At 38.8% G+C, this 25,359-nt stretch carries 26 protein-coding genes; 6 read left to right on the plus strand and 20 right to left on the minus strand.

Features of this window, described 5'->3' with window-relative positions; translation table 11 throughout:
* Nucleotides 1–23: 23 nt before the first annotated feature.
* Nucleotides 24–449, plus strand: a complete 426-nt coding sequence (locus tag AC6I0I_RS08325; RefSeq protein ID WP_161831129.1) for an Hsp20/alpha crystallin family protein — start codon at nt 24–26, stop codon at nt 447–449.
* A 199-nt stretch (nt 450–648) separates the two neighbouring features.
* On the opposite strand, the gene AC6I0I_RS08330 is transcribed toward AC6I0I_RS08325, so the two are convergent.
* The 3 genes from AC6I0I_RS08330 to AC6I0I_RS08340 all read right to left on the minus strand — a co-directional run bounded on the left by AC6I0I_RS08330 (nt 649) and on the right by AC6I0I_RS08340 (nt 3,409).
* Nucleotides 649–1,092 carry a hypothetical protein gene (locus AC6I0I_RS08330; protein WP_161831130.1) on the minus strand — a complete coding sequence of 148 codons (444 nt, stop codon included), beginning with the start codon at nt 1,090–1,092 and terminating at the stop codon, nt 649–651.
* Between the two features lie 18 nt (nt 1,093–1,110).
* Nucleotides 1,111–2,040: a cysteine synthase A gene (cysK, locus tag AC6I0I_RS08335; protein ID WP_161831131.1), complete on the minus strand. Its 930-nt coding sequence runs from the start codon at nt 2,038–2,040 to the stop codon at nt 1,111–1,113.
* 169 nt (nt 2,041–2,209) lie between these two features.
* Nucleotides 2,210–3,409, minus strand: coding sequence for a M20 family metallopeptidase (locus AC6I0I_RS08340; protein WP_262953879.1), 1,200 nt, complete (start codon nt 3,407–3,409; stop codon nt 2,210–2,212).
* Nucleotides 3,410–4,023: 614 nt separating this feature from the next.
* Here AC6I0I_RS08340 and AC6I0I_RS08345 point away from each other — a divergent pair.
* Nucleotides 4,024–5,109, plus strand: coding sequence for a lysylphosphatidylglycerol synthase transmembrane domain-containing protein (locus tag AC6I0I_RS08345; protein WP_161831133.1), 1,086 nt, complete (start codon nt 4,024–4,026; stop codon nt 5,107–5,109).
* Nucleotides 5,110–5,135: 26 nt separating this feature from the next.
* Here the strand turns inward: AC6I0I_RS08345 and AC6I0I_RS08350 are convergent, their stop codons facing one another.
* The 7 genes from AC6I0I_RS08350 to AC6I0I_RS08380 form a co-directional block, all read right to left on the minus strand.
* Complete coding sequence (locus AC6I0I_RS08350; protein ID WP_237658877.1) at nt 5,136–5,561, minus strand: DUF2871 domain-containing protein; 426 nt, start codon at nt 5,559–5,561, stop codon at nt 5,136–5,138.
* 83 nt (nt 5,562–5,644) lie between these two features.
* Nucleotides 5,645–6,988, minus strand: a complete 1,344-nt coding sequence (locus AC6I0I_RS08355) for an AMMECR1 domain-containing protein (RefSeq protein ID WP_161831134.1) — start codon at nt 6,986–6,988, stop codon at nt 5,645–5,647.
* A gap of 137 nt (nt 6,989–7,125) precedes the next feature.
* Nucleotides 7,126–7,323, minus strand: a complete 198-nt coding sequence (locus AC6I0I_RS08360) for a hypothetical protein (protein WP_161831135.1) — start codon at nt 7,321–7,323, stop codon at nt 7,126–7,128.
* 410 nt (nt 7,324–7,733) lie between these two features.
* Nucleotides 7,734–8,186 (minus strand): zinc ribbon domain-containing protein, encoded by a 453-nt coding sequence (locus AC6I0I_RS08365; protein ID WP_161831136.1) that lies wholly within the window; start codon nt 8,184–8,186, stop codon nt 7,734–7,736.
* 200 nt (nt 8,187–8,386) lie between these two features.
* The gene (locus tag AC6I0I_RS08370; RefSeq protein ID WP_161831137.1) at nt 8,387–9,049 is read right to left on the minus strand and encodes a DUF6320 domain-containing protein; all 663 of its coding nucleotides are present in this window, start codon (nt 9,047–9,049) and stop codon (nt 8,387–8,389) included.
* Nucleotides 9,033–10,328 carry a hypothetical protein gene (locus AC6I0I_RS08375; RefSeq protein WP_262950689.1) on the minus strand — a complete coding sequence of 432 codons (1,296 nt, stop codon included), beginning with the start codon at nt 10,326–10,328 and terminating at the stop codon, nt 9,033–9,035. Before AC6I0I_RS08375 ends, AC6I0I_RS08370 begins: the two co-directional genes overlap by 17 nt.
* Nucleotides 10,329–10,650: 322 nt before the next feature.
* The gene (locus AC6I0I_RS08380) at nt 10,651–13,257 is read right to left on the minus strand and encodes an ATP-dependent helicase (RefSeq protein WP_262953880.1); all 2,607 of its coding nucleotides are present in this window, start codon (nt 13,255–13,257) and stop codon (nt 10,651–10,653) included.
* Nucleotides 13,258–13,356: 99 nt separating this feature from the next.
* On the opposite strand from AC6I0I_RS08380, the gene AC6I0I_RS08385 reads away from it, so the two are divergent.
* Entirely contained in the window at nt 13,357–13,896 is a 540-nt protein-coding gene (locus AC6I0I_RS08385; RefSeq protein WP_161831140.1) for a metal-dependent hydrolase, read from the plus strand.
* A gap of 40 nt (nt 13,897–13,936) precedes the next feature.
* Here the strand turns inward: AC6I0I_RS08385 and AC6I0I_RS08390 are convergent, their stop codons facing one another.
* Nucleotides 13,937–14,218 (minus strand): nucleotide pyrophosphohydrolase, encoded by a 282-nt coding sequence (locus AC6I0I_RS08390; protein WP_262950685.1) that lies wholly within the window; start codon nt 14,216–14,218, stop codon nt 13,937–13,939.
* A gap of 418 nt (nt 14,219–14,636) precedes the next feature.
* Between AC6I0I_RS08390 and AC6I0I_RS08395 the strand changes: the two genes are divergently transcribed.
* On the plus strand, nt 14,637–15,098 hold the full coding sequence (locus AC6I0I_RS08395; RefSeq protein ID WP_161831142.1) for a hypothetical protein: 462 nt from the start codon (nt 14,637–14,639) through the stop codon (nt 15,096–15,098).
* A gap of 134 nt (nt 15,099–15,232) precedes the next feature.
* On the opposite strand, the gene AC6I0I_RS08400 is transcribed toward AC6I0I_RS08395, so the two are convergent.
* Together AC6I0I_RS08400 and AC6I0I_RS08405 are read right to left on the minus strand one after the other, a co-directional pair.
* Nucleotides 15,233–15,643 (minus strand): peptide deformylase, encoded by a 411-nt coding sequence (locus AC6I0I_RS08400; RefSeq protein ID WP_262953881.1) that lies wholly within the window; start codon nt 15,641–15,643, stop codon nt 15,233–15,235.
* Nucleotides 15,644–15,654: 11 nt separating this feature from the next.
* A complete protein-coding gene (locus AC6I0I_RS08405; protein ID WP_262950682.1) occupies nt 15,655–16,530 on the minus strand; it encodes a radical SAM/SPASM domain-containing protein in 876 nt (291 codons plus the stop codon).
* Between the two features lie 218 nt (nt 16,531–16,748).
* Between AC6I0I_RS08405 and AC6I0I_RS08410 the strand changes: the two genes are divergently transcribed.
* Nucleotides 16,749–17,597 carry a patatin-like phospholipase family protein gene (locus AC6I0I_RS08410; protein ID WP_262953882.1) on the plus strand — a complete coding sequence of 283 codons (849 nt, stop codon included), beginning with the start codon at nt 16,749–16,751 and terminating at the stop codon, nt 17,595–17,597.
* A 58-nt stretch (nt 17,598–17,655) separates the two neighbouring features.
* Here AC6I0I_RS08410 and AC6I0I_RS08415 read toward each other — a convergent pair whose 3' ends face one another.
* From AC6I0I_RS08415 to AC6I0I_RS08430, 4 genes are all read right to left on the minus strand, one after another.
* On the minus strand, nt 17,656–18,276 hold the full coding sequence (locus AC6I0I_RS08415) for a hypothetical protein (RefSeq protein WP_161831146.1): 621 nt from the start codon (nt 18,274–18,276) through the stop codon (nt 17,656–17,658).
* Between the two features lie 107 nt (nt 18,277–18,383).
* Nucleotides 18,384–19,079 carry an acyl-[acyl-carrier-protein] thioesterase gene (locus tag AC6I0I_RS08420; protein ID WP_262953888.1) on the minus strand — a complete coding sequence of 232 codons (696 nt, stop codon included), beginning with the start codon at nt 19,077–19,079 and terminating at the stop codon, nt 18,384–18,386.
* 253 nt (nt 19,080–19,332) lie between these two features.
* Entirely contained in the window at nt 19,333–19,782 is a 450-nt protein-coding gene (gene aroQ / locus AC6I0I_RS08425) for a type II 3-dehydroquinate dehydratase (RefSeq protein WP_262953883.1), read from the minus strand.
* Between the two features lie 5 nt (nt 19,783–19,787).
* Nucleotides 19,788–20,651 carry a shikimate dehydrogenase gene (locus AC6I0I_RS08430; RefSeq protein WP_161831149.1) on the minus strand — a complete coding sequence of 288 codons (864 nt, stop codon included), beginning with the start codon at nt 20,649–20,651 and terminating at the stop codon, nt 19,788–19,790.
* Between the two features lie 317 nt (nt 20,652–20,968).
* Here AC6I0I_RS08430 and AC6I0I_RS08435 point away from each other — a divergent pair, with 317 nt between their 5' ends.
* The gene (locus AC6I0I_RS08435) at nt 20,969–22,303 is read left to right on the plus strand and encodes a dicarboxylate/amino acid:cation symporter (protein ID WP_161831150.1); all 1,335 of its coding nucleotides are present in this window, start codon (nt 20,969–20,971) and stop codon (nt 22,301–22,303) included.
* Between the two features lie 33 nt (nt 22,304–22,336).
* On the opposite strand, the gene rbr is transcribed toward AC6I0I_RS08435, so the two are convergent.
* The 3 genes from rbr to AC6I0I_RS08450 all read right to left on the minus strand — a co-directional run bounded on the left by rbr (nt 22,337) and on the right by AC6I0I_RS08450 (nt 25,356).
* Nucleotides 22,337–22,915, minus strand: coding sequence for a rubrerythrin (rbr, locus tag AC6I0I_RS08440; protein WP_262953884.1), 579 nt, complete (start codon nt 22,913–22,915; stop codon nt 22,337–22,339).
* Between the two features lie 163 nt (nt 22,916–23,078).
* A complete protein-coding gene (locus AC6I0I_RS08445) occupies nt 23,079–23,903 on the minus strand; it encodes a PHP domain-containing protein (protein ID WP_161831152.1) in 825 nt (274 codons plus the stop codon).
* 118 nt (nt 23,904–24,021) lie between these two features.
* Complete coding sequence (locus AC6I0I_RS08450) at nt 24,022–25,356, minus strand: ABC transporter substrate-binding protein (RefSeq protein ID WP_262953885.1); 1,335 nt, start codon at nt 25,354–25,356, stop codon at nt 24,022–24,024.
* Between the last annotated feature and the right edge of the window lie 3 nt (nt 25,357–25,359).

Consider the following 25,359-nt stretch of genomic DNA (forward strand, 5'->3'; position numbering starts at 1 on the left):
TTTTGAAACAGGAGGTTATTAACATGTCTAATTTACCAACTGACAGAAATAATAACTCTGTCACTCCTTTTAACTTTTTTAATTTATTTGACCAGCTTGAAAATATGGTCATTAATTCTTTTCAATCGGCGCTTGCCCCAATCAATAACACCGCATTTGAAGATAAGGGAAACGAATACGTCTTCACACTCACACTTAAAAATCTAAAACGAGAAGACATTCAATTAAATGTTGAAAACCAACAACTCATTTTAACCATTCATCAATCATTAAATACGACGGAAGATTCTTTTCAATCTTATCAAAGTCAGTCCTTTAGCCAAGCTTTTAGTCTTTACGACGTCGATGTTGATCAAATTACTGCCACGTTAAAAGACGATACACTCACCATTATTTTACCTAAACTAGAAACGGTGGTCCTCAATCGTCGTACCATTGATATTAAATAACGAAGGGTGGCTTCGATACCAATCGGAGAGATTCTTGCACACTAGCCTTTTCAGAGGAATATCAATTCAAAAGTAAAGACCTGGCGCGTAATCGACACCGAAAAAAAAGCTGATGTTTGTTGACATCAGCTTTTTTCAACGATAAAAAATAAATTTTTTCTAAAATTATATTGATTTATGTTAGCAAGTTTTTATATTCCTATTTATCCGTGAAATACGATTGTAACTCACGGGCGTCATGCGGTGGAATTTCAAAATGTATCTGAAAGCCAATGACCTTTAACGTCACATACCGGCTATCCTCGTAGTATAACAAATCACACCTATGATTTTCTTTAGATGACAGACCATCATGGCCGAATTTTACCGTCTCTTCCTGATTGAATGAGAACGTTCCGAGAAGCGTTAATCCTTTTGGTAACGTGGCGACCTTCCACTGATCTAACTGTAAGCTTCCAATAAAGTGAACAATTTCAACTTCTTGAGATAAACGTTTAACAACCGTTGATTCGTCTGCCTTTAAAACAACAATCTCCTGAGCTTTCCAATTTTCCTCTTCATTTATTGAGGAATCTAAATTTCCATTGTGACACCCATAAAGAGGAATTGTCGCAAGGCTTAAAGCAACTAGCAATCGTTTCATAACACGCATCCCCTTACTTTAATGATAAACCCCCATTGATAAATAACGCTCTCCACTATCAGGGCAAATCACAACGATTCGCTTTCCGCGATTCTCTTCTCGTTTCGCTAATTGACAGGCGGCAAAAACGGCTGCCCCAGAAGAAATACCGACTAACAATCCCTCTAAGCGTGCCAATTGACGCATCATAGTTAAGGCATCCTCATCAGATACAGCTATCACCTCATCCAAAATGTCTGTATTTAAAACAGGGGGAACAAAGCCAGCCCCTATTCCCTGAATTCGGTGTGGCCCTGCTTCTTTTCCCGATAAAACGGCAGACCCTAGCGGTTCGACCCCAACCACTTGAATATCTTTGCGATACATTTTTAACACTTCTCCGACACCGCTCAAAGTCCCTCCGGTTCCAATCCCCGCGACAAAAATATCCATCTCACCATCAACGTCATCCCAAATTTCTACCGCTGTCGTTACCTTATGAATCGCTGGATTCGCTGGATTATCAAATTGCCCCAATGTGACACCACCAGGTGTGCTTCTACATAATTCCTGAGCCTTATCAATTGCTCCTGTCATGCCCTTAGCACCATCCGTTAAAACAAGTTGAGCGCCTAATGCCGTTAATAAATTTCGTCGTTCAACACTCATCGTTTCCGGCATCACTAATATAAGTTTATACCCACAGACTGCTGACACAAAGGCAAGCCCAATCCCTGTATTCCCACTCGTTGGTTCAATAATCGTCGAATCCTTTGTCAATATTCCCCTAGTTTCAGCATCCTTAATCATAGCGTAAGCCACGCGATCTTTAATACTTCCTAATGGATTAAAATATTCTAACTTCACCACAACATCTGCCTGCAACCCTTCCTCATGCGCAAGCCCATTTAACCTTAACAACGGTGTATTTCCAATTAAATCTACCAATTGATTTGCAATATATGCCATAGGATACGCCCCCTCATCTATTAAGCATCCATAAAAAAATAACTTCCTCACTAAAAATCATATTCATTCTTCCCTATTAATAGTCATTTTTCTAAATTGACTGTTTAACAACAATCCGTTGACTAAAGTCAAAAAGGGTGGAACCTACAATCTTCCACCCGTTCTCTTGTTACCGTAGATTTTGTTTTACTTTAGAAAAATCGTCTTTAATCTCTTTTAACGTGTCTGGCTCCATTAATAAGCGCACTGCAATTCGTGATAAAATAATGGCGCCGTCCCTAATTGCCTGGTCGGCCTGTTGACTATGAGCTGCCGCCTTAAATGCCTCGGTATGAAGTGTCACCGGTTCATCACATATCTTGATCGTCGGATGAATCGTCGGCACAACCTGACTTACATTTCCGGCATCCGTCGAGCCAATACTTTTACAATTTTTCGTTTTCACCTCTAAGTTTAATCGGCGGGCCTCTTCTACAAACAATTTCTCATAACTTGGAATAATTAACATTTGCTTAACACAATTGAGTGATTCATCATAGGAGAACGTACATCCCGTCGCAAGTGCTGCTCCCTCACCAATTTTAATGACCTTATCTTTATACGTTTCGCATAACTCAAAATAAGGAGCTCGGATATAAAAACTCGCCTGCGTATGAGCAGGAATAATATTAGCAGCCTCTCCCCCATCAGTAATGACCCCATGAATCAAAACGCCTTTCGGCAATTGTTGTCTCATGGCATTAATACCATTATAAAATAAAATCATGGCGTCTAATGCATTAATCCCCTTTTCCGGTGCGGCCGCTGCATGAGAGGCTCGCCCAAAAAACTCAAAATTAATTTTTCGAATGGCGAGAGTGGGCTGTGTTGGCGCTGTTGTATGAAAGGGATGAATCATCATACAGGCATCAACCTTGTCAAAAAGATGCTCACGAACATAGCTCTCCTTAGCACTACCATGAGGCCCCCCCTCTTCAGCTGGCGTTCCGTATACAATCAAGCGCCCTCCAAGTTCATCCATCACTGATGCCGTCGCAAGTGCTGCTCCTAAACTCATCATTGCAATCACATTATGCCCACATGCATGGCCTATTTTTTTCAAGGCATCATACTCCATTAAAATCCCAATGGATGGGCCCTCCTTATGGCTATCTTTTATAGCTATAAAGCCGGTTGGGTGAGTCGCAATGTCAATCTTAATCTCAAACCCCGCCTCTTTTAAGGCGTGTGTTAATTGCGAACATGCAAACCGCTCTTCATTCCCTATTTCGGGGTGTTCATGAAGTTGATGACTCAGGGTCACATACTTCTCCTTATTTTGTTGAACATGGTTAGCCACCTGCGTTAAATAATCCTCAATCTGACTCATATCAAAAATCTCCTTCTTCAATCTTTAGGTGTTATTAAATTACGTCTAAACAAAAAATCGGTAACGGTAGCCACCTAGATGGAAACAAAAATCCCCATCTTCTTTTCAACCGTTTGACCCTCTAAAAGTCTCAATTCTCTTATCATCTAGCATTAAATCCACTTCATCGTGTAGATTTCTAAGTGAAAGAATCCGAAACCGTTTATCTACCTTTCATCAATTGTCCTAACCAGCTCGGATTTAAAAACGGGGGTAGATTGACGTGTTTTTAAAAAGATTTAGAAAATCTTAAGAATTTTAAAAGCTAAATATTAAGATTTATCTCATATACTAAAAGTAAATCGGGCCCTTCCGTATTTTTTACTTTTCTCGTTATAATATGGTCATTTCCAATCTATTTCATTTATCAATAATATCTACCAAATTTTCGAAAGTCGCTCCCTTACGAAATGAAGATAGATATGCTATAATACTTCATGAAGTTTGACGAAAAAGAAAAAAATTACGAGTGAACGGGTAAAACACTAACTTTTTTACCATAATGAAAGAAAATAGCTTTTTTTATATGGATAGCTAACAATTATTTAACTTTTATCAAAAGAGGTGATGCACGTATGAACAGCAAATTAAAACAATTACTAAGCCTACTCTTTATGGCCTGCTTAATTATCCTAACGGGATACTTTATCCTTAAGGATCAATCAATGGCAACGCTTTTAGAAACCATTGAAAGTGTCAACCCTCTTTATCTACTACTTGGACTTTTTATGATGTTTACGTTTGTGAGCTGTGAGGCCTTTAATACCTTCTCTATTTTGCGAGCACTTGGACAAAAAATTTCTTATCTTAAATGTCTTGGCTTTGCCTTCGTTGGCTTTTACTTTAGCTCAATTACCCCGTCTGCCTCAGGGGGCCAACCCGCTCAAATGTTTTATATGAATAAAGCGAATATTCACCTCTCATATTCATCCCTTAATTTGCTCATTATCACTGCCGTTTACCAAGTGGTCATGATGATTTATGCGTTCATCGTCTTTTTATTTAACCAACAATTTATTTTAGAAAATTTAAGCGGTATTAAATACTTTTTAATGTTTAGCGTCTGTATGAACACGCTTCTTACCGCAGGTATTTTATTAGCGATGTTCTCAAAAAAATTCATTTATAAATTAATTAATGGGGTCACTGGAATACTGAGCAGGTTACATTTAATTAAAAATGTTGAAAAGAAACGAGAAAAATTAGAGGCCATGGTGAAGGAATACACCAAAGGTGCAGATTATATCAAAACACAGCCTCTATTATTATTACGTGTGATTCTAACAACAACTGTTCAATTAACGGCAAGTTATTTAATTCCTTACTTTGTCTATAAGGCTTTTCATCTCGAAGGATTTAGCCTCTTTCAAATTATTTCGGTTCAATCGCTCGTCTCTTTAGCGGTTTCCTCTATTCCGTTACCCGGATCGGTTGGTGCCTCAGAAAATGCATTTATGAGTGCGTTCAAGCTACTCTTCACGACACATCTCATCTTACCAGCGATGCTTTTATGTCGAGGAATCAGCTTCTATTCCTTTTTAATTATTAGTGGAATCATTTCAATGATTGTCCATTTAACTTTTACTAAAAACAAAAAAATACCCAGGATGCCATCCCCCGATCAACAATCAACTCCCTGGCAATTAAAAAAGACGTATTAGGGCAATTTGCCCATACGTCTTTTTTGTTACGCCTTTGATGAAATGGCACCCTTTAAATTGAAGAAAAATAACACGATTCCAACCCCAAGTAAAATATGTCCTACTCCTGCCATTCCAGAAACAGAGGCATCTACTGCACGTGAAAGCTCGCCACCTTGCGTTTGTAACCATCCACGAACCGCCATCATCACGGAACTCACGATTAAGCCTATATTGTACGTCCATAAAAAACCATTAAATAATTTTTGTTGGCTTAGTTTGAAAATTGACTCTAATGCTAATACAATTAAGAAAAATAGCATTCCTAACACAAATAAATGGGTATGTAAAAGCGATAAGTTTGTTGCCTCCGTATAACCAATTCCCCTTGTATACTCACGATAAAAGACACCCGATAAAAGGGCAATCAACGTATACGTAAATGAGAGATTCCATAATTTCTTGATCATCATTCCATCCACTCCTCTTCAAATGTTTCCCCTATTTTAGCTCAATTACTCCCCCCTGTCAAATAATAGGCCCTAAAAGAAGGGGCTTATTCCTCATAATGAATGACTTCAAATCGTTCAATAGTCATCTGTTCACTAAAGGGAATCCCCGCTTGCCCACAGGCAAGCAAAAGTTGATCCCTACTAGATTGATAGGTACCGTCCTTTGGTAATATAACTCCCTGATGATCCCCCTTACTGACCTTAATTCCATAAAAAGTAGGATTAAGGTCCTCGGCAGTCACAACCTGCGGATTTAACGCTAAATCAATGGTCACTTTAAGTTGTGAAAGTTCGCCTTCGGTCATTGACGTTTCTAATGTGCGGATGAAAGAGAGGGTATGATGCATGATTTCAGTTGCTACACAATCCGTACAAGGTTGTACATCTCCAAATCGTCCAAGTAAAGTCCCTTCTTTATAAAACGAAACAAAGACACCATGGCGATGAATGATCATCATTTCAGGAATAGCCGCCTTACTTAACAAGGTTTTCGTCCCGCTCATATAATCTTCCATACATTTTCTCGCTAATGAAACATAAGGATTATTCCCCCTTAGTAATTCCCCACCTTTCACTTCACCTGACCTTCCAATGTATTTATACGCCTTGGTCCCCGGACCAAGAGCAGTTAAAGAAAGGACGCCATATCCAACACCAAATGGATTTTGGTAAGCATAAAGTTCTCCCCCTATTCGTTTTCCATCTAACGTTCCAAGTAAAATCTTCATTAAGGAAACGACGTCCTCGTTTTGTTGAAACTCGATCTCTTCACTTAAATCAAATAGCGAAAGTGGTTGTTTAGATGTCATTAGGTTTAAAAATGTCTGATCAAATGAGACCGCATGCGTAGCAGAGGGCCCTTGTGATAAATTAGAGCTGATAATCACCGCCACGGGTTCTTGCGATAAATGGGCTACCTCCTGTAGATGCATGCCAAATAAATAGAGGGTCCGGTCATCAAAGACAGGACAAGTCATCGGAACTAATTGATAATCTTCAACATATTTTTGGATAAATGAAAGTGGAATAAGCACTTTCTCATCTAACTGGCATTCCTCTGTTGCCTTTATTAAAACGGGTAATCCGTCCCTCATCGCCAACTCTTGCAGTTTTTGAATAAAATCTTCATTTAGTTTCCCATGAATCTCCATAGATTCTGATGCGAAATCATTAAAATTCCCATTAAATCGATCGCCACCGTAAAGACCAAAATAGGGCTTATCCTTCGGGGCCGCCACCAATATGATAATGGTTTTAACGGATAAGTCTTTCAACTCCTGGGCAATCTGGTGGCAAGCTAGACTCACTTGATATAGTTTTAAGCTTTCACCCTTTCCAATCTCAGGAATTAACATCAGTGGATGGGGCATTAAGTAATATCCTTTCAAAGGTACACCTCATTTCTTTCGTCCACCCCTATCGGCAGACAAAATATCTCTAATAGTTTATACGCTTTTTAAACGGATATCCCTCATTGGCAAACAAAAAAACGTCGGCAGTTCCCGACGCTTTTTTGTATCCACCTTTATTTTTGTTTAAACATGAAGGCCCCCACGCCGTAAACGATAGCCCCGACGACTAACCAAAGTAAAAAATCTAAACCAAGATTTAGTTCCTGCGATGGCTCGATGATTTGGTTCACCCTTAAGACATATAAGACCCCTTTATCTAAAAGATAAGTCATTACAAACCAGATGAATCCATAGACAAGTGATTTCCCCATTCGTCCTACTCCTCCTATTTCTATTAGAATCCAACTCAAGTACACGGCTTTTTCATCGCCCAATCCAACGGTTAGATTTAGCTAATTTCGGTGTACCTCCATCCATTAAATGGCGAGCATGATAGGCTCCTGTAACTCTAGCTAATCGTTTCGCCACCGTTACAAAAACAGCTAGAATAACTCCACCCCTCACTCTTTATTGGAATATAATACTAATTATACGAATCCTCCGCTTCATCTCGACCTTTTTTTACCTTTTAGTTAAAAATATTATTTATTTCTATTATTTTCATTACTTTGCATCTCATCAAACTCTAGTTACCGATAGTCCGTTCACCGGTTAGCCCCTACATCTTTTCATAAAAAAAGGGGATTTCCGGCGTTCATCCGCGTCAATCCTCCACACTTTATTAAAGTAATTTCCCACACTTCATACATGTCGTCGCACTTGATCCATTCTCCATCCCACAGTCTGGGCAAATCGTTGAGACACCTGTTTCACGATCATCGCTTAATTTATTACCACATGTCGGGCAAAACATTGAAGATAGTGCAACCTCTGTTTGACAGCGACGACACTTTTTAATTCCTCTAATTTCATCAACCATCACCTGATATCGATCCATCGTTTGTAAGCAACCTCCGATCGCTTGAAAAATATCTAAATACACAGCATCGGCAGTTTCCTTATTCATTTGATAATATAACTGTCCGAGTTTCATATATAGCTTATTTAACTTCTTTTCCTCCTCCGTCATCTGTGAATTGATACGTGATATTTCCGCCAAATCTTTCGTCTTCTTTACAGCATCCTGTCCCGTTTGGGAAAACTTCCTTCCGATTCCCTCAAAAAATGCATTCATTCCTTCTCCCCCTAGTCCATTAGATTGATGATATCACCTCATTATATTCAGTCACCAATCAAACTATAACTAGCTCCGCTCCACCTTTTATCCTAATCAATCGTAAACGGCTGTTGACCCGTGGTAAAAGAAGAGCGTGAGGCATCCAATCGACAAAAAAGGTAACCAGAAGTTAAAACTTCCAGTTACCTTTTACAACGTTAATAATGAAACTTTTTCTTAAGTTCATGAATCATTTGACGGTCAGCAAAAAAGAAGAGGCCGACGCACGTTAAAATCGTATAGTAACTTCCAAACACGGCAAACTGGTGTAAAACAATAAATCTAAAATATATTAAAACTAATAGGATGACACCAATGAACCCTAAAATTAATTGATAAATCACAAGATTCGTAAATTGCTTTGAATTAAATGCAATCGTCCCGGTAATAACCGTTGTTCCAACTGCTAACGTCAATGGGAGAATAAGCTCTAACGCCCATCCCTGATAACCGAAAAAGACATCAATCATAAGAGCAATACTTGAAATCCCGACGACTTGCATTAACAAGTTCGGACCAATATTTTTCCGCACTCTCACCCCTAAAATAGCACTACTTGTTAAATAAATCGTAATAACCGAAATAATGGCCACCAGACTCCACTCTACATGATGGAAAACGCCGCTCATTAAAGAAAAAAAGATCACGACAATCGCTGCAAAAATCAAAAGTTTTCGTAAGGAATAGCGGCGACGTTTAGCAAAACGTTCAGGATAATCACGGCGTGTGTCGTTAGTCACGGACTCTAGTTCTTGTCCGCAAAGGGGACAAAAATGGAGTTGATTTTGAATGTTCATCTGACATTTAATACAGTATTTCATGATTAAACTCCTCATTACATGAAATGGTAGGCTCCATTCCGTATTTTTTTAAAAATCTAAAGAAGAATCGTTGAACATCTACCTCTTCTAAAGCGGAAGTAAACGTGACAGTCAATTGATCTTGATACGAAATGACGCCACATCGAATAGGTTGGTGAGGGGTCAACGGAATAAGGACGCGAACCTGTTCAACATAAGGCTGCACTTCATCTGCGAACTCAATTCTCCCTAAATTAGATACTGTGGTCGTCACGCCCTTATCTGCCTCCCGATAAATATGACGCATCACCATATTTTTAATCAATAAGGGCACGAAACGAATCATCATATTTTTTTGTGCACTGACATTATCCTTTATTTTACGTCGAATCACATCCAATTGTTTCCCATCCTTTAACTGCCGATCGACTTGTTTTAATAACTCCTCAAACGTCATATCAGCGGTTGGTTGAATTTTCACATCCACATTGAAAAAAAAGTTACGTAACGTCTGAGAATCAAAGTGTCGTCGTAAATCAAACGGAACGGTCACAATAATCGGTGATTGATCTTGATTAAATCGATAATTTGACTCGTAAATGGCATAGATAAGCGCTGCACAAATAAAGGAAGACACGCTCACTTGATGCGCTTTGGCAACCTTAATCACCTGCTGAGTCGATAGCGTCCCATGAATAACCTTTAACTCTTGGGGACGTTTTTTTATCCCTCTTATTTTATAAGCAACGGTGGTTTGAGGAATCACCTTCCCCTTCGCTTCACTTTTCACCTTTAAAAAACTATCCTCATCCATCGCTGGTAAAGAGACTTGTTGTTGTCCAAGATGAAGCGGGGCAAACGATTGCGTGGGATACCGATTTTTTAAATAGTAGTAAACAACGACCTTTAAAAACTGAGTAGCAGCCGCCCCGTCCGCCAAGGCATGAAAAATCTCTAAATGAATAAAGGTTTCATAGTACGTCACATTGAACAAGTAATTATTATTAGTAAACTTGGTCAATTTAGAACAAGGATAGGTATATTCCTTTCGAACTTTAGGACGTTGATCATTCATATCAAAATAAGACCAAAATAATCCGTGCCGTAAACGAACGCGGAATGAAGGCATTTCTACAAGCGCCTGTTTTAATGCGGCTACCAAAGGTTCCGGTTGAATCGTCTCTTTCATCTGAACCGAAATTCGAAAAACATTTGTCGCCCTAGCATTTGAAACAAGGGCATATAATTTAGCCACGTTATCTAATTTACTCCAATAAAAAGTTTGAAAATTTTCATTCATACTTAACCTCCCCTCTTCTTTTATCTTAGCGCCATCAAAGTAGAATCAGTGCCTCCTAAAAAACATGTGCGTTCCCGTTGCATCACGTCCTCTTAATCTTCACAGCCCCATCGGTTATTCGGCCCTTTCAACACGCACGAATAATTATCCCTGCTCATGAGTCGTTCCATCTAGGGCTTTTATAAACTAATCATACACGATTTAAAAGGTGAAAGCTAGGAAGAAAACTTTCTTTTTAATCCCCTGGAAAAAGGACAGGGGGAAGAAAAGGTGTCAAATTTAAAGCCACCTAAGCCTACCCTTTACATCTACAATGGTGTAGCTAACGATTATTCATCTGACCTTCAGCCATTGTATATAAATAATCAATAAATGGACTACGCTCTTTCTCCCTCTTTGATGTGCTATGCTCCTTTACGTGGCGCGTCAATAGTAACGTCTTTTTCGCTCGCGTCATTGCCACATAAAAAAGCCGGCACTCTTCCTCTTGATTCGTTCCTTGAAAATCAAGCGGAAACATTCCCTTATTCAAAAATGGAATAATGACGTGATCAAATTCCAATCCTTTTGATTGATGAACCGTGATCACCGCTAGTTTATTTTGATCTTTCATCACACGATCTAGCTCACTGCTCGATAACGAAAGTTGCTCAAGCAAACGCATCCAAACTTCCCACATGAATAAGCCATTATCCCTTTTCAGCGTTGCACGATAAAACGCCTCAACAAAGGCGATGAATTCCTCAAATTTTGCCTGTTCAACGGTTTCATTTTCAACCTTATCTTCTTCTACGTGTTTAAAGCGTTCTTTCAATGTTAACAACACAGCCATTGGCGTTTTTGTTTCAATGAGCGCATAAAATTCGTGCAATTGTTCGATGACCGGATTTAATTTTTCTTGATAATAAGCCATCACATTCTTTCGCTTTTCATGTGCCTGCATCAACCGAGGCATACTTTTTAACAAAACATCCTTTGTTGCTAAAATATCATCCATTGCATTGTGAGTCGGTTCGTGATCAACACCAATAAAGTCACTCACCGTATCTAACTTATGATTAACTAAGTTCGGATAAAGTCGACGAACGATATCTAGCGTGTCGTAAACCCCAATCATTCCCTCAAAAATAAGTCCGATGCGACCCATGTGTGAACGAACAATTTTCATATCATATCCCACATTATGACCAATGAGTAAGGCCCCCTGAATAAACTGTAAAAAGTCAGAAAAAACTGTGACTGCCTCTTCACCACGACATTCTAAAAATTCATCTGTAAACCCATGAACAAGTGCCGAATCTCCAACTGATTGATGAGGTTTAATAAACCGCTCAAATGTCTCAATGACGCGTCCATTTTGCAAGGCAATAGCGGCAATTTGAACGACTTCATCCCGTGTCACATCAAGTCCTGTCGATTCCACATCAAATATAACTAAACGACCCTCCTCGTGAACTTTTTTTAATAGTCCGTAAGGCTCTCCCTCCTGATAAGCCTCTCGTCTAAAAAAGTCGGTAAGCCGTAAATCATATTCTTTATATCGCTTTAAATACGCTGGATGACTCATTTGATTCCAATCAATTGTTTCACCGAATAAAGGTAAAAAACGTTTGAGGGAAAGTTCATCGTATGGATTTAAATAAAATTTAATCACAGAGAGTAGGCCCTTTATATTTTTTCGCTTAAATAGTGTCAACTGATCCACCAAATAACACGCAATACCCCCGGCCTGCAAAAAGTTTGCCACTTCACTATTTTGACGATTACTCCGAGTCAAGATGACCGTATTAGCAAGTTCCTCCTGTCTTTGATACTTTAAATGATCAATAATAAAATTCATTTCCTCTTGTTTAGTCGCTGCCTCATAAAAAACTGGAGCAGTCCCCATCTCGTCGCTTGCGGATTCGATGCATTTAGGTGATAAATGACGATGAATAAGCCCTACCTGTTTCCCATTTTCTAAATAATTAGCACCGAGCATGACGAGCCGCTTCGTCGAACGATAATTCAACGATAATTCTAAACAAAGCGGAGAAAAATCCTCAATAATCTTTTGTCGAATAACGACAGGATTAGAGTCACGCCATTCATAAATCGTTTGATTAAAGTCACCAAACGCGCTAAAGTTCAACGAATGGGCAATCTTTTTAATTAAGTAATATTCAATTAAGCTTGTATCTTGCACCTCATCAACCACCACAACCGCGAATCGAGATTGCCAACGGGTTAAAATCTCCTTCTGCGATAAACACTCATCCGCATAAAGTAATAAATCATTAAAATCTAAAAATTGGTGGTGCCTTAAATAATGTTGGTATTCTAGATAAAGCCAACTTCCATACTGCGACAAGTAAGCAAGTGTCTCGCATCCTGCATCCGAATTTTTTAAACGGTACAATAATCGTAACGCCGCCTCGGATTGGTGAAACTCTTGGACAAGAGAGGAATCGAGTGGGCGACGCCCCATTTGATACACTTTGAGCGATTGAATATACTCAAACACGTGATCCATCAGAAGTCCCTCACGCCCCACCAAGCGTTTAATCACCTCTTTCGCATCCTCTTCATCAATCACAACAACGTCGGTCGATAACTTTCCAAGAGCTTTCGCCTCTTCCTTAATTAATTGATAGCAAAGACTATGAAACGTTTTAACAACAATTCCCTTGGATTTAACACCAATTACCTTTGTTAGGCGATCCTTTAATTCATAGCATGCCTTATTAGTAAATGTTAAACATAAAATTTGTGACGGTTGAATTCCCGCTTCAATAAATTTAGCGGTACGCAGTGCAATGACATTCGTTTTCCCTGTTCCCGCAGGTGCCATAACCAACAAAGACTGTTCTAACTCCTCTACAACCCTTCGCTGTGCTTGATTTAATTGTTTTAATGCCTGATCTAACCCATTTCGTCCATTCCCTTCCATAAATTAGATATAATAAAAACAAACATTTATTCGCATTTTACGGTATAATAAACTTAAACAACACTTTTGAATCGAAGACCCCAGAGGAGCAGACTAACTATGACAACAACGACGCATCAACGAGCGGGACTCGTCTTTGGAGTGGTAACTCAACAATATTTGATCGCCCATCTTTATTCACACGCCAATGCCGCTTCACAACTCTTTATAATTACCCTTTATTGCACAGCAACCATCATTGGTTCAACATTACCCGACATCGATTTAAAAAACTCCCAAATCGGGAGCTTATTCCCTGTTACGTCTACCTTTATCTCAACACACTTTAAACATCGGACCTTAACCCACAGTCTACTCTCTATTTTCTTGTTCCTACTTCTCCTTAGCTATGCGCCTTACCTCAATATTGGACAAGACTTCTACACGTTACTTATCACCGGGCTCCTCGTGGGACATAGCTCGCACATTTTTCTCGACCTCTTAACCACTCAAGGCGTGTGCCTTTTTTATCCGTGGAAAAAGAAGATACGGATCGCTAATTTTAAAACGGGCGCCAAAGGCGAAGGCGTGATTAACGGAATCCTCTTTTTAACTTTATTCACGTATCTTTTAATCAAATTAAGCCCCTATTATGAATAACAATCGCTTTGATAAAAAGCCGTTTCTTTAGAAACGGCCTTTATTTTTGAACCGGATACTTCATCGCATTTTTTTCTAACTTACTAAAAATAATCTCTTTAGCGTCTACTTCCAATACATCAACCATCTGTAAACAATAAATAAGCACGTCCGCTAATTCTTCACAGACATGTTCCTGATCAAACGAATGATCCCATTGAAAACACTCTAATAATTCCGCTGCTTCAATTGAAATCGATTTTGCCAAATTTTCCGGCGTGTGATACGGTTTCCATCCCCGTTCATCACGAAATTCCATAATTTTTTGCATCGTTTCTTTCATCTTGTAACCTCATTTCTACTTATGTATTATTTTACCATATATTTTAATAAACAATACATTCAAATCAAAAATTATTTCATTCCGTTCTCCTGCGGTCTCCGTCTTTTTTCTAAGGAAAACCATTGGGAGATAAACATCCATTGACAAACTCTCATCCGTCTTAACCTTTAAAACCCACCCCCGTATCCGAATTCCTTTTGCATGGATCCAAATCAATTAAACACGCCTCATTGAAGAAAAGGTTCTATTCATTAATTCCCCCCCAGAAAGTAAACGCCCCTCGAAAGTTTTTTGGATTTCCCTTGCTTTTATATCCAATTAATTCCATTCAACTTTTTCCATCCAAAACCCCCAAACACCTCAAAAGTAAAGCGCATACAATATAGTGTATTAACGATTAATAAATCAGGTGATGCTCTTGAAAAAAAGATTCCCCCTATGTCGAAAAATGCAGCGTGAATGGCACAAATTAGATTTAGCCTGTAAATCTGTTCTTCTCATCGGCATCCTCCTGTTAATTCAGTTAATTTGTGCTGTCTTCATTCCTGCACTAAGCTCTCAACCAACGATTAATGCCATTTTTCAAACGAGTCTATCGAGTATTTTTGGTTATATTTTAGGAATGAACATCCCAACCGGAACAAAATCATCTTCTGAAAAAACTTGTCCATGTGAAGAAAAAGAAAACACACACCACCTCTTAAAGGGTACCAATATCCATATTTTCTTTACAGCAGGTGTCTGTTTCATTTGTCTGATTACATTAACAATCTATACGATGATCGGTGGCGACGTTTACAACGATGGAATTTTTCAAATTGGTCACCTCGTCTCGACAACGATTGGCTTTTTGATTTCTAGTTCATCAAAAAGCCCCTGAAGAAGCTCTCATTAAGAGAGCTTTTTTTATTCATCTCCAAGCAAAAAGACACCATTAAGGTGCCTTTTTGTTATTTCGAGCATGAGGGTTATCCTCGCCATTTAGCCCATCAGTAAGAAGACGAACACTTCTACTTAAATAATAATTCCATTGCAATGATCGATTTCGTGTTGAATAATTTGAGCAACGAAGCCTGTAAAAGTCCCACGGTGTTTAACAAAATTTCGATCCGTATACTCAACCTCAATCTCCTCATACCTTACCGCCTCGCGTACACCGGTTAGTGATAAACACCCTTCTGTTGTTACATAGCGTTTTTTCTTTTTCACGATGACCGGATTCATCATCACAACAATCATTTCCCCAACAGCAAATGCAATGATGCGCTTCTGTACACCAATCATATTAGCCGCCATTCCAACACAGCCATCTAAGTTGGCCCGTAAAGTATCCACTAAATCATTAGCAACAGCTAAATCGGCTTTCGTTGCCACTACCGATTTCTTCGATAAAAAATTAACATCTTTCATAATCGGACGAATCATCTTATCACTCCTTAATATCGTTGGGCATACCCACACCGCTTACATAACTCTTCAACTGCTTTTCGTTGCGAGAACCCCTCATATAGATTAACCGCGCGTTCACTTGCTAAAATCTCACGCAACGGCGTTTGATGAATATTTCCAAGCGGAATATTTCCCTCACTATCTAAACAACACGGAACCACCGTCCCATCCGCCTGAATCGCCAAATGATCCCGTAAGCCATAACAAAATAACCGCTCACTAATCACCTCACGATTTAGCGTCGGCCATGCAAACTTTTCCGCCATATGAATAAACACGCGATCCTTAATCTTAACCTGATGCGTCTGTTGTAATCGCTCGCTTAAACTAAAATCTAACTCAAAAACATCCTCAATCAAACGTAAAATATCAGTATTCAACGTATTTTTAGCCTTTAACTCTTCCGCATCCATATTCCATAATCGAAGATTACAATAAAGAGGACGTTCAGACTGTGCCTCCTTAATAAAACGGGCAATGTTTAATAAATAATCCTTTAACGTCCCTGTTTGTTCATTCGCTTCAAACGAATGAATAGAAAAGTTTATTTGTCTTAAAGCTGGGGACTTTATCAAAATTGGGGCCACCTTTTGAATAAGAACACCATTGGTCGTAAGATTGACTTGCATGCCGGATTCATGACTCAATTGTAAAAAACGCTCAAGCCTCGGATTTAAGAAGGGCTCCCCTAATAAATGAAAATATAAATAATCGGTATACGGCTTTACTTCCTTTAAAATATGAATAAAGTCTGTTTCATTCATCATGCGCCCACCACGACCGAGCGTAGCACTTGGACAAAAATCACACTTTAAATTACACCGATTCGTAATCTCAATATAGACTCGTTTAAACCTTGGCATCGTCTCACCCTCCTAGTCATTATCAACGAATAGATCTCTCCTATTTTAACACGATTCTACATCATAAAACAAAAAAAGAACCGAATAAAATGAGGATTCCCGCTTTCTCCCTCCTCTATTAATAAAAAAATCAAGATCTTTGAATCAATCCCTTACATATTTATCAAAATATGGCATAATGTAAAAAGATATACAACGCATTTGAAAGGAGACATACGATGAAACTTGGACTAGTTTTAGAAGGTGGCGGCATGCGTGGACTGTATACGTGTGGGGTCCTCGATTGTTTTTTAGATCATCACTTACTCGTTGACTACGTGATTGGGGTATCAGCAGGGGCCTGCCATGGCGTTTCTTACGTTTCGATGCAACGTGGACGCGGATTTCGTATTAATACGAATTATCTCCATGACAAACGCTACCTTAGTCTTAGAAATTTTATTCAAACGAAGTCTTTATTTGGAATGGATTTCATCTTTGATGAAATTCCTCACCAACTCGACCCCTTCGATTACGAAACCTTTCTCTCTTCACCCTGTGAATTTAAACTTGGGGTAACTGATGCGCTTACCGGTCAATGCGTCTATTTTGACAAATCACATCTTAATTACGACTCCACGCTCATCAAAGCCTCTTCCTCCATTCCTGTCTTCTCCCCTGTCGTTCGATATCAGGGGCGCGATTACTTAGATGGAGGAACCTCTGATTCCATACCTGTTAAACAAGCCTTGGCCGATGGATGTGACCATGTGATTGTCGTCCTTACCCGCGACCGAGACTATATCAAAAAACCTGAAGGATTTCGCTCGATTTATAAGAACGTATTAAAAAAATATCCGAATATGATTAAGGCACTCGATCACCGTCATGCAATGTATAATGACACGCTCTCATTGATTAAAGAGTTAGAGGTTCGCGGACAAACTACCGTTATTGCACCTCACTCCCCCGTTAAAATTAGTCGCTTTGAAAAGGATAAAGAAAAACTAAAGAAACTATATGATCTTGGATATCAGGATGCCCTTGAAACACTCGACCGTCTAAAACAATGGAATAAAAAAGGCTAGAACCCCTCGTTCTAGCCTTTTTTATTCAGTTACAAAGACGGGCTTTCTTTAAATCCCCTTATAAAAGGTGCCCGTGACGATTTAAAATAAAATCACGACTAATTCCATGCTGTAACGCATAACTATATGCTTCTGCCTTCGTATGAAAAGGAATAATATGAAGTACATTCATTGGATAATAAGCCTCCTTGTATTCCTCATCAAACACATCAAGTACCTTTAAAATCATAAACGTACTCTCCATTGCCTCGCTTAAATCATCATAATCAATGGCATCAAAATCCATAAATTCAATGAGTCGTTCAATGAGTCGTGCCATATGAACATTGATTTGTTGCGTTTCAATCCGTAGATGAGCAACCTCCATCATTTGAACTAAATCTTCAATATTCCGTTGAATTTCTTTAATCGTCGCTGTAATTGAAACCGCCTGTAAAATTGTTGTTGGAAACGTCACCTGTGATGATAAACTTTCTAAGATTCCAAAATTATTATCGAATTTTTTATAGACCGATAAAAAATCATAATACTCCTCTCGGTTTAAAATACAGTTCGCAATTTTAATAAATTCATTTCCCTTACTTTCACAGGCCTCACAATAATCTAGCATCTCATTGGTCGCCTGAATCAGTTTTTCGGTTCCCTCATCGCTCATAAAACCTTCATCAACGATAGTCATTTTATCATCCCCGATACCTATCTGTCTTTAGTAAAGTATATGCGTCCGTCTCAAATAAATGACAGATTATAACAAAAACTGAAGGCTTAAAAAAGACTTCCTCCTCTTTAAACCCCGAAAGTAATAACCGTATACGGTTGCATCTGATCATCACATAGGGTCACATAATACGACTGGCCTTCCTTTGTAACGGTTGGGATAATGACATCTCCTAATTTAGCTGCTCGCTTATATTCAACCCGTATTTGTGTCAGCGTTTCTGTTCCTTCTAAACAGTCAAGGGCCATCGCAACATACTGACTATTGTTAACATGTGCATTCACATCAATCTGATGCCTTCTCACGCGAATGGGTTCTAACACCTGATTACTCGAAGGAACTTTAATTTTACGGGGTAAATAATTCATCTCTATTTTTTCTTCAATCGGATACTTTTCAACCTCATCCTCTGATAATTTAACAAATTTTCCCGTCGATGCATCAATAAAGCATCCGCATAAATTAGCGTAAGCTAAAATATTTCCCGCAACGTCATACATGATATAATTTCGATAGCCAAACATCCCTTTACATCCATAAATCAACGTCCCTACCTTAATTTCCTCACCTAAATAAGGAAGGCGATTGATTTCAATTTGCCACGATAAAATATAAAAGGCTAGATTTTGTTGGACAAAGTAGTCTGTCCCTAATCCGATATCCTCTAAATGAAATGTACTACAATCTTGAAAATAATTAATCAAATGGGGTAATGTTAACCGCCCATCTTCTCCTACCTCACTAAATCGCACACAGCCATTCATTTTATACAAATCAATCCCTCCTTTTTCTCTATTATAACTAAAATTTTCCTATTTAAACAATAAAAAAATACGGCAATCCCCGCCTGCCGTATTCCGTCTGCTCACACTTCCCGATGGTTAGGATGAAAAAATGGAGCACCCTAATCACTGATGATACGTTATCACCTGCTGATAGGGTGCCTTTCTTTACGAATAAGCTAAAACTTCTATCATCTTTCGATTCATCGATTTTTTATCGTTGATAGACAAAACATTAACCGTTTAGTGATTGAACGGCCTGCTCAAGCGCTTGAATAGCTAAACCATATCCCAATTCTCCGAAACCACAAAGCTGCCCCACACAAGCGGGTGCCGTCACTGAAGTCTGTCGAAAAGATTCCCGTGCGTGGACATTTGATAAATGAACCTCAACAACGGGGATGGGAGCAATTGATTTTATCGCATCAAAAATCGCATAGCTATAGTGAGTGTATGCCCCTGGATTCATAATTACCCCTTCATAACCTTTTAAATAGGCTTCATGAATCCAATCGATGAGCTCCCCTTCACTGTTACTTTGTCGCACCTCAATATCGTGGCCACGTTCCTTTGCCACTTCTTTAATATAGTGAACCATTTCCATATAAGTTTTCGTCCCGTAAACCCCTCGTTCACGAATACCAACCATATTTAAATTAGGACCATTTAATACGAGTAGCTTCATCGTTATCATCCTTTCAAATTTAACACGTTTTTGATTTCTTCAATGGGCATCTCATGGTGCGTCCATTTTTTAAAGGCCTCCGCTCCCTGATAAATAATCATGCCAACTCCATTCATGATGCGGCAACCCCTCTCTTCGGCTTGCTGTAAAAGTTTCGTCTTTGCAGGGTTATAAATGATGTCACACACGAACAAATCCCTTGGAAGAAGACTTGAATCTCTAATAAACGACTGATCCTTTAATTCGCCCATCCCAATATTGGTCGCATTAATCAATAAATCACTTGTTGCCAATTGTTCTTTCAGTAATGCCTCATCGCCTAACGGATAAAAGGTCGCCTTTGTCGAGGTGTGACGATTAATTAAATCTGCCATCTCTTGGCCACGAGCCACCGATCGATTAAAGATGGCTAACTCTCGGGCTCCATCGAGTGCCGCTTGAATTTGAATGGCTTTCCCAGCTCCGCCACAGCCGACAATCGTAATTTTTTTTCCCCTAACTTCAAATCCTTCATCTCTTAACGCTTGCATCAATCCACTGCCATCAGTCATATGTCCAACTAATTTACCGGCCTCGTTCACAACCGTATTAACTGCCTGACACAGTGTTGCGGCGGGTGATAACTCGTCTAAATACGGAATCACTTTACTTTTATACGGCATCGACACATTAAAGCCACGGGCCCCTAACGCTCGTAGTCCAGCAACGGCCTCCGCTAATTGTCCCTCTTCAACCTCAAAAGCTAAGTAAGCGTAGTCCAGTTGAAGCTTTTCAAATGCCGCATTATGCATTTTCGGTGAAATACTGTGCCGAATAGGATTCGCAACGATCCCAATTAATTGCGTCGTACCACTAATTTGTGACTTCATCTCATCACTCCTTCTAAACTATTCCATGTTATAATCACCATAACATTTTTGTCTGCTTTTGTAAAATAAATCTTGACTCTATGATGAAAACAAGATATATTTATTTTCAATAGGAACCCTTTAAGATTACTCACGAGAAGTAATTAAGGAAAGATATAGTCGTGATTTGACAATAAAGAAGCTACTTTGTCTGTTTTAATGATGCGCTGTATGTTTATTGCCTTAAGTTTTAAAGGATCCCTTTATGACTTAGGGCTTTTTTCATCTATTCCATTAGCGAATAGGGTTCTAATTATAAACACCAAGGAGAGAAAGTCATGAAAAAAAATCAGAACCGTCTAGCGATTCAAATGGCTATTGCCCTAATCTGCGGATTAACATTTGGGTCATTATTTTTAGTTTTACGCGAGCATTTACTCAATAGCAATCCTAATCTATGGGCAACGATTAATAAACTTCTATTTCAAGATATTAGTGCCGAGGGGGCCACTGATGCAATTGGAATCTTCTACATTCTTGGGCAACTTTTTTTAAATTCTATGCAACTTGTCATTGTCCCAATGGTTTTTACTTCAATCGCGCTTGCGATGTGCCGTATCTCTGATACAAAGACACTAGGACGTCTATCTTATAAAACAATTGGGGGATTCTTAATCACCTCACTCTTTGCCTTAGTATTAGCCGGAATCGTCGGTTTAGTCGCTAATCAATTTGGAATTTTTAATGTAAACATCGACAATATGAGCGCTCAAACAGGAACAACCGGATCAAATCCACTTCTTATTTTTGTCAAGGCTATTCCAAATAACATTACCTCAGTCTTTGCAACAAATGGAAGTATCTTATCTATTGTTTTCTTAGCTGTCGTCACAGGATTATCTATTAATCATTTAGGTGAACAAATTAGCGTATTAAAGAAATTACTTGAAGATGTTAACAAGATTATCACGGTCTTCTTAACCTTCTTAATCACTAAATTTGGACCTTTCGCTATCTTCGTTTTATTAACACGTACATTTGCCATCTACGGTGTTGAGCATTTAAAACCAGCACTAGCTTATGTTATTACCGTAGTCCTTACTCTGTTAGTGTTCCTCACACTAGGATATGCCCTATTTATTTTTATCATGACCCGATTAAATCCGATGGCCTTCGTTAAAAAAACGGCTAAAGTGGCGATGTTCGGATTCTCAACTTCATCGTCAGCAGCAACCTTACCGTTAAATACAAAAACGACAACAGAAGAGTTAGGTGTTAATAAAGAAATCGCCTCATTTATTCTTCCACTTGGAATGACCATTAATATGAATGGAACAGCGATTATGCAAGTGATTGCCGCAATCTTTATCGCTTCAAGTGCAGGCTATCAAGTAACAGTCGGAAGTATTTCACTTATCGCGATTTTGGCACTCATCGCCTCAATCGGAACACCGGCTGCTCCAGGGGCAGGAGCGGTCATCCTATTCACGGTCTTATCAGGAATGGGGTACCAAAATGATGCCGCTTTACTTGCCTACTCATTAATCCTAGCTATTAACCGTCCAGTAGAAATGTTAGTGACTGCCTTAAACGTTGTAGGAGATGCCGCAACAGCTGTAGCCGTTGCTAAATCCGAAAACGCCTTAGACGAAGAAACTTATCATTCTTTATAAAAAAAAGCATCGATCATCCCGATCGATGCTTTTTTAATAGTTATGACACAGTAACTCAAAATAGCCTCTTGGATGGCCACAAACCGGACAATGATCGGGTGCCTCCTTCGCATAGACACGATGACCACAATGACGACAAACCCAGATGACGGGCTGTTCCTTTTCAAAAACATGATCGGTATCAACATTCTTTAAAAGTTCTCGGAATCGTTGCTCGTGACCTCGCTCAATAGCAGCTACATTTAAAAACTCTTGAGCTAATTCTTCAAACCCTTCGCTTTGAGCCACATCCGCAAATGATGGATACATATCGGTCCATTCTCCGTGTTCAAAATAGGCCGCAGAATTTAAAGCCTCCTCCGCTGTAAGCTCCCCTCCCTCAAGAAGTTGAAACCAAATCTCAGCATGTGCCTGTTCATTTCCTGCTGTCTCTAAAAAAATCGCCGCTATTTGTTCATAGCCAGCCGACTTTGCACACTTGGCATAAAACTGGTATCGACTATGAGCCAATGCCTCACCGATTAACGCTTTTTGAAGATTTTTCTCAGACTCAGTCCCCTTTAGGGCCTGCCGTAACGTTGGTTTATCAATTTTCTCAATATCCCGATTCATGCCACCACCCCCATTAAACATATATTCCTTTTAACTATATGCTCTAGGGGGGCTTAAACATTCAAGAACTAATTGAAAATAGACGCTTGATGAAAATCGGTTACCCACCTTCTGATTGTTGACACGAAATATAGGGTATGAAGACGCCGAACCCTTCCTAGCATTAGAATTTTAAGTTTAACTCTGTTTCATCCTTTTTCAAACATCCCATCACATACTCATTATCTTTTTTACTCATTTCCCCATGGCAATCGCATCCTACCGTCATCATTAAGTCATGTTGCTTGCAAAAATCAACACAACATGCGGTTAACTCATCACTATGGATCGGATAATAACATTCAATTCCATCAATCCCGGCTTGAAGCAATCGATTAAAATCTTTACGAACGTCTTCTAATGAAGATTGCCGATAATATTTTCCTGGATGCGCTAGCACAGCCTTCCCACCACAACGATGAATGTGTTTAATGGCCTCCTCAACGCGTGGAAAATCGTAATTGGAATAAAAGATTCCATAGTCACGATAAACTTTTAATCCATCCATCAGGCTTTCAGTAATTCCCCGATCTTTTAAATAATGAATTCCTTTAAAACCACCTAACCGACGATTATAAGTATATGCCTCGTAATCCGTCGATGAAAGCTGATCATAATCTTTTTCCATGAGTTGAATTAAATCAACTCCCATTTGATCTAACTGCTGACGCGATCTTTTAATCACCTCTAATAAGCCCTCATCTACCTTAAATTGATAGGCAAGCAAATGAATCGATCGTTCTCCAAAAACACAGTCTAGTTCCACGCCAAGGACATAATTCATTCCGAGTTCCTGACAAGATTTTTCAAACTCGTCGTGGGCAGCAATCGTATTATGGTCCGTAATTGAAATGAAACCGAGACCCTTTTTCTTTGCTAACTCCACCACCTCTCTCGGAGAAAACGATCCATCAGAATAGTAAGAATGCATATGTAAATCGACTAACATTTAATCCATCTCCTTCTCGTTTTTGATTTCATTATAACGAAATTCGACATTTATAGCAACATCCATTCCTCTACCCTATTTATCAAAAAAAAGATAGCCAATGGCTATCTTCTTTTTGTTATTTTAAACCTAATGATTTTAAAGCTTCATCGACTGCAGCTTGTGGTTCCATTCCATTTAATACAACATTTTCAACCGCAACACCTGCTGCTGTACGTACATTGTATGAACTGAAATCAGGGTTTACAAACACTACATCGTAGAAATAGTAATCTGATTGTTTTGGTCCAGCTTCTTTTGTCATATCTCCAGACTCAATAATATAGTTTTGATACTCTTCAGAGTCAACAACTGTTTGACGAATTGGTAAGTATCCTGTATTCATTGTCCAGTAAAGGTTTGCATCATGTGTTCCTAAGAATTTAGCGAACTCATAAGCTGCATAAACTTGCTCATCAGTTGTTGATCCTTGTTTCATCACAACAACGTTTGTCCCTTGTTGAATAACCGCTTTTGTATCTTCACTCTTTTGAGGGATTGGTGCTGCTGACCATTCAAACGCATTTGTTTCTTTTAATCCATTAATAACATGTGCTGCTCCTGATGTTGATCCAACAAACATTTGTACTAAACCACTTGTAAATGGTCCTGACATAGATTTATCTTCACCTGGTAAACGCCAGTATCCAGCATCTGTATTCTTTTGAATCATTTCTAACATTTCAACTGCTGCATCTGATTCCCCAAATAACACTTCACCTTTAGTATTTGTATATTCTCCACCAAATTGTTTAACTAAAGTAAGGAATGCATTCTCCGCTGAATCGAATCCAAATGCAGGATTTCCTGTTAATTCAGTAATTTTTTTAGATACTTCTTCTAATTCTTCCCAAGTTGTTGGAACTTCTAAATTATTTTCTTCGAAGAATGTTTTGTTATAGTATAAAACTTCTGTCGATTTGTTAAATGGTAATGAATAGAATTTTCCACCTTCATATTGACTATTTTCATCGCGATAAGCTTTTGCAATATCATCAAAGTTTTCAATTCCTACTTCTTTATCGAAAATATAATCGTCTAATTCAACAACTGCTCCTGATTGTAAATACTCAGCAACCCAGTCTGGATAAGCTTGAGCAATTGCAGGTGCTGATTTAGCGCGAATTGCTGCCGTAATTTTTGATTTTAAATCTGGATAAGACCCTTGATAAACAGGTTTAACTGTAATTCCTTTTTCTTTCCCAACTGTTGCGTTAAATTCCTCAACTAAATGATTAACCGCTGTTTCGTTTGGTCCTGACATCGCATGCCAAAACTCAATTTCTACTGGGTTTTCAATTGTTTTTACAATGTTGCTCTCTTCTTTTTTACCTTCTTCTTTTTGGTCTTGTGAACAAGCAACCATCGAAGATAATCCAAATAATACAGCAAATGATGCTAATAATTTTTTCACTTT

The organism is Turicibacter sp. St.80E1, from assembly GCF_059728495.1.